Raw genomic sequence first — 8,277 nt, forward strand, 5'->3', positions numbered from 1 at the left:
ATTTACAACTAAATGAAATTAAAAATGAATAAAGATTCCTCATTTGCTGGACAATCTGTTTACTCGAAGAAAGTGCTCTCAATATACGATTTCTGGGTTTTAAGAGTCTCAAATAACTATTTTTGGAAATGCCCTACTAAATTTATTAGCGAGCAATTTTCAATGTTAGTTTCATCTAACCATTTAGATGTTGGTGTTGGCTCAGGTTATTACCTCAAGAATTATTTGCCTCAATCAACAAAACGTATCGCTTTACTAGATTTGAATCAAAATAGTCTTGATGTAACTTCAAAAGCAATTAACCATTTTGAACCAGAAGTTTATTGTAAGGATGTACTTGAGCCTCTAGAGTTAAATGTCGATAAATTTGACTCTATTAGTATTAATTATTTAGTTCATTGCCTGCCTGGAAACCTAATTGATAAGGGCATTATGTTTAAGCATTTAAGAGATCATCTAAATGATGATGGTATATTGTTTGGTAGTACAATTTTAGGTAAGGGCACAAAACCAAACTTTTTCGCTAAAAAATTGATAGGTTTTTACAATAAAAAAGGAATATTTAGTAATCACAACGACGATTTAGAGTCATTGGTTGCATCTTTAAATGAACACTTTGCAGATGTAAAAGTAAAAGTTATAGGATGTGTTGCGTTGTTTTCAGGTAAAAAAATATAATAAATACGCCAACACTATTTTCTACACTCGGCATCCCAGGTTATTGGGTGTTTCTCGTCTTGAGTCGTCTATTTTAAATATAATTGCATATTACTAGATATGTTAGCATCACAAGAAGTATGTCTTAGAATTCTCAGTACCCAATTTACCCGAGTTCTCAAATTTCTCATCTGCACTGGTTAAGACTCTAGACAAAATAAGGTACGAGATTGATGAGAATGACGACGATGGTGAGTTATTAAAGTTTTACTGGCTTGCAAGAGAGTACCCTCGTTTCTATAGATATCATCTTGATCATGCTGAGTTTAGATTGAGTTGATACCTTGCGCAAAGCAAAAGGACGATGGGTAAATCGATTTAAGGATTATAGAGACTGCTTTGTTCATTACACACCAACAAATAATCGTATATACGCAGATGTTATTCCTCAAGGGGATGAAGTCATTTTAAGGTGCAAGTGTTACCCACAAACCCAAATATAAGGACGGTTGAGGAGGGTTAAATATTCTAAAAAAGTTGAGGTTCAAACCTACGGCGCGACTTTATATCGTCATTTTTCTTCTCTCGATAAAGCTACAGCAAGAGATATAATGAAACTTTACAAGAAAAATGAGTTTCCTAAGAGAGCTAAGAACCTGTTTTTATCGTGCAACGAACAAGATAATGCTAATACATATGAACCTTCTCGGCTCAAGTAAACATAACGATTCTTTTTAGCTGTTTTAAGCAGCTATTTTGTCTTTATAATCTTTTGAATCTGTATATCTTCGGTATGTCTGTTAGCCGTTAAAAATCGTTTACGGCAAACACATATTGAGGGTCTATTATTGCGAGCTTATCGCTGCCTAAACCAGTTAATATGGCAAGTGCTTAAGGCCACTAGACATTTATCGGTTAACCTTGAACTGGCACTACTCAAAGATATGGCTCATGTGTCCAGTTAGTTAAAGGCTCAGTTAAGGTGCAAACAATTAAATTCATCACATCACTAATGAAGTGTCTAATCAAGGCCAAATAGCTTGTTACATCTACAACACTTACCCAACAAACACAGCTTTAGCTGACTAAAACACAAATAATGCGTGGTTGTTCATGCCACCTCATTGTGCGACTTAGCTTATTAAAAACCTTTCATCATTGAATACCGTCTTATTCTTCAACATATAATACACAAAACGCCCAAGCTTGTGGGCAAGGACAGATAGCGCTTTGGCTTTGCTCATACCATTCCGCTTAAATATCTGATCTAATATAGGCTATATAAAATCACTGGTTATTAACATTGAACTCAAATATATCTGAACAGCTTTAGCGCTTTCTCGTAAAGAACCAAACGCACGAAAGCGCATGCGATTGCTCGCAGTGTCATTATTTTATGTGAGTAATAGCAGAACCGATATTGCAAAACGTTTAAACACAGCTCGAAGTAGTGTTAATATATGGGTTTCTAGTTACCTAGAGCATGGGCTGAATGGTTTAGACAATAAGCCTATTCAAGGACGTCCATCAAGGCTGCAACAGCGGCAACTTGAACAACTGTCTGAATTTATAAAGCGCACGAACACAGAACTTCGTGGCGGCCGCCTTACCGGTGAAGATATTGTGCATTACATTCACATTGAGCTTGATGTTCATTACCACTTAAATCATGTCTATAAAATTCTAAAGCAACTTGGCTTTAGTTTGATCACAAGCCACTCTAAACACCCGAAGCAATCATTACAGAGCTAAGAGGCTTTTAAAAACTTCCAACTGGAAACAATCCTTCACACACCGGGACACCTTCCTCTTGATCGTATCGACGTATGGTTTCAGGATGAATCGCGAATTGGACAGCAAAATCCAACTACGCGTATTTGGGCTGAAACAGGCACTCGGCCACGGATTGTAAAACAACAGCAATTTGACTATGGATACTTATTTAGTGCGGTATGTCCAGCCACAGGCCAAACAGAAGCGTTAGTCAGTCCATTTCTAAATAAAGAAGCGATGACGCAGCATATGCGCCAGATATCACACGCGACACCTGTTGGAAGGCATGCTGTCGTGATAATAGATGGCGCAGGCTGGCACACATACGATACAGCTGCAGAATTTAAAAATCTAACGCTGATAAAGCTTCCACCTTATTCACCAGAGCTAAATCCAATAGAGCAAGTATGGAGCTGGATACGACAACATTGTTTATCTAATAGAGTGTTTTCGGGCTATGACAAAATTGTCGATGAAGTTTCAAAGGCATGGAATCACTTTATTTCGATACCAGATCGAGAGAAGAAAATGTGCAATCTCAATGGATTAAACTGATTTAACCTTTATGCGGAATGGTATTAATACTCTCAAATTGTCTAGTTAATGAGTCTGAATAGCTTTAACTAGCAAGTGCTCAAAAGTGAATACACAGAGCGCCATTGAATTAATTATCACCCAAATATCTAATTCCCCAATTTTTATTCAAATTTAAATAAAAATCCGGCTTTATGCTGTTTTTAAGAGTTTAAGATTAATTCGACTTTAACGTTGAACATTAACTCTTAAGAGGTTTAAAAATGGAACTAACCAACCAATCAAACGTTGTTGAAGCACCAACAATCACTAAAAAAATGTCTACAGCTAAAAAAGCGACCATCGCACTGATGGTAATCTCTTTAGCTCTATTAATTTCACAAGGCGTAATGGCTGCGGCCCCAACTTCTGGTGACTTCCTATACGGAGTTTACAATGAAGTAGTTGGCTGGTTAACCGGCGCACCTGGCATCATCATTTCAATTTTCACATTTGGCTTTGCTGCTTTCCAAGGCATTATGAAGCAGAACTATGCTACTTGTGTGGGTGCATTCCTTATCGCACTGCTATTTGCAAATGCACAAGATGCTGTTGAGTACTTCCTAACTGCTTCAGTTGGAGTGCTTTAAACCATGGAAACGCCCAATCGCTACCGCTGCAAGACCCACATCAACCAACCGTTATTAATCTTGTTTGTATTTACTAAAGAACAAGTAATACCGTTGATGGCCGCGGTAGCGATTGGCATGGTGACAAAACAGACCTTTATCCTTGTATGCCTAGCCATGGCATACATTTATATCTCTCAAAAGGTTAAAGGCCGATTCCCTAAAGCCTATGTTAAACACAAGCTTTGGTCTTATGGGTTCATCTTAACCAATCAAAGCAAATCAATTGCAGATCCAGTTAAACGTACATACCACCGCTAAGGCAAGAAAATGCTTGATGATAAATCCGCTTCAGTTCGAAGCTTCAAATCGATGGTTGCATCTAACAACATAAGCCGAGTAGCTAACCTATTTTTATCCATTACAGTTGCTCTAAGCGCTTTAACACTGTTTTTCAAAGACAGTGAAGTCGTTGTTATCCCAGAACAGAATTACTTTGGTGAGCTTACAATTCAAGGCGATAAAGCTAACCAGAATTACCAACAAGCATGGGCCTACAGCGTATCTACTCTAATAGGCAACATTAACTCGCAAAACATCGATTTTGTAAAAAAGATAATGATGAAAATGTTATCTCCACAACTACAAGTTGAAATCGAGCCAATGCTAGATAAGCAAGCTGAAATGATAAAAATGCGTGATATACGACAAGTTTTTATTGCCGACGACCTAATTCATGAACCTGAAACTGATTTAATCACCATTTGGGGCCAAAAAATTACTTTCATTGGTGGAGAACCCAAAGCAGATACGAAGTGGAGCTACGAATTTAAGATCACCGCAAGAAATGGAAGACCTAAAATCACCCACTTAGATCAATATCCGGGCACCCCAAGAAAGCGAAAACAAGTGATGGAAGCGCGTGGCGATGCTGTACCGGGAACTTTAGAGTCGCAACCTTACTATGACAGTGAACTAGAGATAGGGGTGCTAGAAGCTGCAAAAGATCTGAAAGTGAAAGAACAACAGGAGAGCAACTAGATGAAAATGAAATCAATACTTTTAGCCATTGGTTGTGCGTCTAGTACATTCACCTTCGCTAATGATGCAACTGAAAATCCAAGCAATACATTCAAGCTACCAACAGAAGTAGTAAATGAACAACCTATTCTGGTTACAAAACAAGCCATATTTGAAGCGGCTAAAAGCGGCATTAAATTAGATAGTCGAAGTGAGCCTGCAATGAAAACAGTCTCACCTCAAGATGAAATCAATCAAATTGCCGATAACATAAAACCAAACGGAATGATGAATGAAGCTGACTTTAACCAATACCAGCAGCCACAAACTGCACAGTCAATTCGCTCAGGAAATGGGTACTCATTCCTAGATATCGTTAAATCAAAATACAAGCCAACCCAAAACCTTAGCAACCTTGAACCGGGTGCTAATATCGCTATACCTGTAGCTGTCGGCTTGACGAACCCAATCATAACTAACTTTAAGATGGTTGCCGCTAGAACCCACGACGAAGAATCAGTCATTGAATTAGAAGATGGCCGTTTATACATCACTTTAAACTCACTTAAGCCTGTTGCTTTAATGTTGTTTGAAGAAGGTGTTCCAGAGTCAATGATTAATCTTACATTGGTACCAATGGAAGCGATGCCGGTTGTTGTAAATGTCGATGTGAATCTTTCAAAAACGATGCAGTACAAGGGCGCAAATCACAGAGCGGAAATAAAAGAGCAAGAAACATTAGCTGAAGCGTCTTTAACTGAAGGCCACGTTGCAAATGTTGAAACAGATCGAGTAGCGCGTATTAAGCAAATTCTAAAACCTGTTGGTAAAGGTGAAATACCACAAGGGTTTTCACTTTCTCATGATGTATCAAAAGCGATGCACCAACCTTGCGGCTTAACCATTAGTCAGCAAGTACTACAGCGAATTGTCGGTCCAAGAGAAGTTGTTGATGTAGTCAGAATCCAAAATACAACTACACGCCCCTATACAATTCGTGAACAAATGTGCGAGTCACGTGATGTTATGGCCGTTGCCATTTACAACAAATCACTACTGCAACCTGGCGAAGCAACAGAAGTTTATATCCTGCGAGCCAAATTGCGCGAAAGCATTGTTAACACTAACTCTAAACGTCCTCGTGTAATCAACTAAGGCTGGTGGAAATGAGCATTAAAAAACAATGGGAAAATCCCAAAGTTAGAAAGTTTGCAGCAATACTGGTGATTATTCCTATTGCGTTCTTTGGTTATAAGTCGATGTCTTCTAGTGATAATAAAACCAGTCTGCAGGACAGAATTGCAGCTAGACAAGCTGAAGATCGCCTTGATGGAAAGGGTAAAGTACGCGGGCTATTTGATTCAGAAAGCATTGCTAACATCGATAAAAACGAATTCGACGAAATCTATGACAAGTCTGTAGACTCAATTCGCAGAAAAGAGCGTGAAGTATATACAGAAAAAGAGCGTGTACTTGAGATGGTTCAGCAACAACAGCAAAGCATTGATGACCTGACGCTAAAATTGAAAGATTACGAGCGCCAACTAGAAGTGCGCGATAGAGCATATGCAAATACCCAACATAATAGACAATCAAATGGTGGCTCACGCTCAAATTACAACACTTCATACTCTGGTACAGAGCAAGGGCAACAAGCGATGGTTGATGCACCACAACAGTACGATGAGAGAGTCTTTGACAGAACCCCTACTCAGCTTGTTACTGCAAAACCATACATCGAAGGCCGTGTAATTAGAACTATCACCCAACGCAGCGTTCGAAGTATTAAGAGTTCGGGTGTTGTTGAAGAAAAGCAGCAAAAAGATTTGTTGATCACACAACAAAGTCTAAAACCTGAAAAAGAGGTCCAAAAGAAAAGCGATCCAAATGAAGGTGGACTAATTGATTCTAACGAAGGCGTTGTTTATTTGCCTGCAGGCTCATTCTTCTCTGGTGTTTTACTTACTGGTTTGGATGCTCCAACACAGCTTGCAGCCAAATCTTCTCCTATGCCGGTTGTAATCCGAGTTAAAAAAGAAGCTATCTTACCTAACCATTTCACTTTAGATATTCGCGAGTGTCACGTTATTGGCCAAGCAATCGGGGATTTATCAAGCGAAAGAGCGCATATCCGAGCACAATCAATTACATGTGTACGTAATGACGGTAAGAGTGTTGAAAGCGCGATTCAAGCGAATGCAGTTTCTGACTTTGATGGCAAACTTGGTATAGCCGGCAGACTTGTAAGCAAAAATGGCAACCTCTTAGAAGGCTCTATGGCAGCTGGATTTATGAGTGGCATTTCTAAAGCTGTTGCACCTCAACGAACTACATCAATCAATACGTCTGGTGGTGATAGAGCGGTATGGGAATCAGTAGACTTAGGCTCCGTTGCTTCTGCTGGTGTGTTCCAAGGCTCAGCTGATGCTATGGATAGACTAGCTGAATACTACATCGCTTTAGCAGAACAGATTCATCCAGTAATTGAGATATCACCGGGACGTTCAATTACATTCGCTGTGCTATCTGGCACTAAACTAAAATTAGGTGATTAAACAATGAATGACTATATAAAAATGATTCTTATCAGCCTAATAATGTCAGCCTTAGCATTTTTTGCTGGTGTATCTTACACAAAAGCAGTAAGCGAAAAATCGATGATTGAAGTAACTGATTTAATTGCAGGTTATGCGAAAGTTCAAACGTTTAATCCAGAAGAAATTTCAAAGCGCATTACATCAGAGGGGGCTACACCTGCAGAGCTGGCATCTTATATCGAGCGTTATATTAAGCTCCATCAGCTCAAAGGGGTAATGCTTATTGATGAAAGTTATGTAGTTGCAAAGCCTAATTTCTCATCATCTGCTACGCTTACTATGAGCGAGCTAAATAACCTTAGTGAAAAGTACAATATTAAAACTGAAATAGATTATGACTCACTCCTTAGTGAATTCAATAAAACAATTAAAAGCGCCAAGAATTACACAAATTAGATCCCAACTAAAAACCGCCTCATTTTGTAGGCGGTTTTTTTTGATCTATGTCCTATTCTTGATATCAAATTCATTGGATTTACATCAGGCGTTTATTAACCACGAGAGCGATTAAAAAAACAACGCGATAGCTTTCTCTCCTGATATATAATATTAATTCTAAAAATAATTATGATTCACTAATGAGTGAGTTTAATAGTTTTGTTGAAAGAGCCAGCCACCAAAGTGTCCTTAATAAACAAGAACACGGATATATGGAAACTTCATGGCGGACGACCTACAGAGCTAAAACAATTGAAGGCAAGCTTGCATAAAAACTAACGCATTAAGAGATGGATATGTTTGGTATCTCACTAAAGAAATTGACGAGGATTTATTAGCACAATCACAGCAAGGTTTTATTGAACTCTGCGTTCTTGTAGATTAAGAGGTGATTAATTTCGATGATTTCAAGATGCTAATAGACGAACCCCGAGAAGCTTTGGAGAGCTTTAAATATCTTATTTTAGAACTCTACAGCGCAGATCGTTTCATTATTGTTCAATCAGCACTTAATTCTTACTACAAGCATCATGATTCAAAACATCTATCTTTCCACAAATATACAATTAATACTCACAGGCCTTATTTCCACCACCTATGAGCGAAGTTGAAAAGGAAGTTTGTTCATGTAAAAAGGGTTTCTATTCATC

7 protein-coding genes and 2 pseudogenes are annotated in these 8,277 nt (G+C 38.4%); 8 read left to right on the plus strand and 1 reads right to left on the minus strand.

The window, feature by feature from the left end; translation table 11 throughout:
* Positions 1-24 precede the first annotated feature (24 nt).
* On the plus strand, positions 25-678 hold the full coding sequence (locus tag L1D51_RS19390; RefSeq protein WP_239964551.1) for a class I SAM-dependent methyltransferase: 654 nt from the start codon (positions 25-27) through the stop codon (positions 676-678).
* Positions 679-1,790: 1,112 nt separating this feature from the next.
* Here L1D51_RS19390 and L1D51_RS19395 read toward each other — a convergent pair.
* Positions 1,791-1,901, minus strand: a pseudogene (locus tag L1D51_RS19395) (IS110 family transposase); the annotation flags it as partial.
* Positions 1,902-2,025: 124 nt separating this feature from the next.
* Between L1D51_RS19395 and L1D51_RS19400 the strand changes: the two are divergent.
* From L1D51_RS19400 to L1D51_RS19430, 7 genes and pseudogenes are all read left to right on the plus strand, one after another.
* Positions 2,026-2,985: pseudogene (locus L1D51_RS19400) on the plus strand (IS630 family transposase).
* Positions 2,986-3,227: 242 nt separating this feature from the next.
* A complete protein-coding gene (locus tag L1D51_RS19405; protein WP_239964552.1) occupies positions 3,228-3,593 on the plus strand; it encodes a hypothetical protein in 366 nt (121 codons plus the stop codon).
* Between the two features lie 3 nt (positions 3,594-3,596).
* The gene (locus tag L1D51_RS19410) at positions 3,597-3,893 is read left to right on the plus strand and encodes a type IV conjugative transfer system protein TraL (protein WP_036973922.1); all 297 of its coding nucleotides are present in this window, start codon (positions 3,597-3,599) and stop codon (positions 3,891-3,893) included.
* Positions 3,894-3,902: 9 nt separating this feature from the next.
* On the plus strand, positions 3,903-4,613 hold the full coding sequence (locus L1D51_RS19415; protein WP_239964553.1) for a type IV conjugative transfer system protein TraE: 711 nt from the start codon (positions 3,903-3,905) through the stop codon (positions 4,611-4,613).
* Positions 4,614-5,747 carry a TraK domain-containing protein gene (locus L1D51_RS19420; protein ID WP_239964554.1) on the plus strand — a complete coding sequence of 378 codons (1,134 nt, stop codon included), beginning with the start codon at positions 4,614-4,616 and terminating at the stop codon, positions 5,745-5,747. It abuts the gene before it with no gap.
* An 11-nt stretch (positions 5,748-5,758) separates the two neighbouring features.
* Positions 5,759-7,147, plus strand: a complete 1,389-nt coding sequence (locus L1D51_RS19425; protein ID WP_239964555.1) for a TraB/VirB10 family protein — start codon at positions 5,759-5,761, stop codon at positions 7,145-7,147.
* Positions 7,148-7,150: 3 nt separating this feature from the next.
* Positions 7,151-7,585, plus strand: coding sequence for a hypothetical protein (locus L1D51_RS19430; protein ID WP_138534002.1), 435 nt, complete (start codon positions 7,151-7,153; stop codon positions 7,583-7,585).
* Positions 7,586-8,277 lie beyond the last annotated feature (692 nt).

Source organism: Pseudoalteromonas shioyasakiensis, assembly GCF_022398475.1.
In the GTDB taxonomy this organism is placed as follows: Bacteria; Pseudomonadota; Gammaproteobacteria; order Enterobacterales; family Alteromonadaceae; genus Pseudoalteromonas.

What these genes read in the sequence shown, in the direction of transcription:
- L1D51_RS19390 (WP_239964551.1), top strand. Translation starts at nt 25, where the DNA reads ATGAATAAAGATTCCTCATTTGCTGGACAATCTGTTTACTCGAAGAAA.
- L1D51_RS19405 (WP_239964552.1), top strand. Translation starts at nt 3,228, where the DNA reads ATGGAACTAACCAACCAATCAAACGTTGTTGAAGCACCAACAATCACT.
- L1D51_RS19410 (WP_036973922.1), top strand. Translation starts at nt 3,597, where the DNA reads ATGGAAACGCCCAATCGCTACCGCTGCAAGACCCACATCAACCAACCG.
- L1D51_RS19415 (WP_239964553.1), top strand. Translation starts at nt 3,903, where the DNA reads ATGCTTGATGATAAATCCGCTTCAGTTCGAAGCTTCAAATCGATGGTT.
- L1D51_RS19420 (WP_239964554.1), top strand. Translation starts at nt 4,614, where the DNA reads ATGAAAATGAAATCAATACTTTTAGCCATTGGTTGTGCGTCTAGTACA.
- L1D51_RS19425 (WP_239964555.1), top strand. Translation starts at nt 5,759, where the DNA reads ATGAGCATTAAAAAACAATGGGAAAATCCCAAAGTTAGAAAGTTTGCA.
- L1D51_RS19430 (WP_138534002.1), top strand. Translation starts at nt 7,151, where the DNA reads ATGAATGACTATATAAAAATGATTCTTATCAGCCTAATAATGTCAGCC.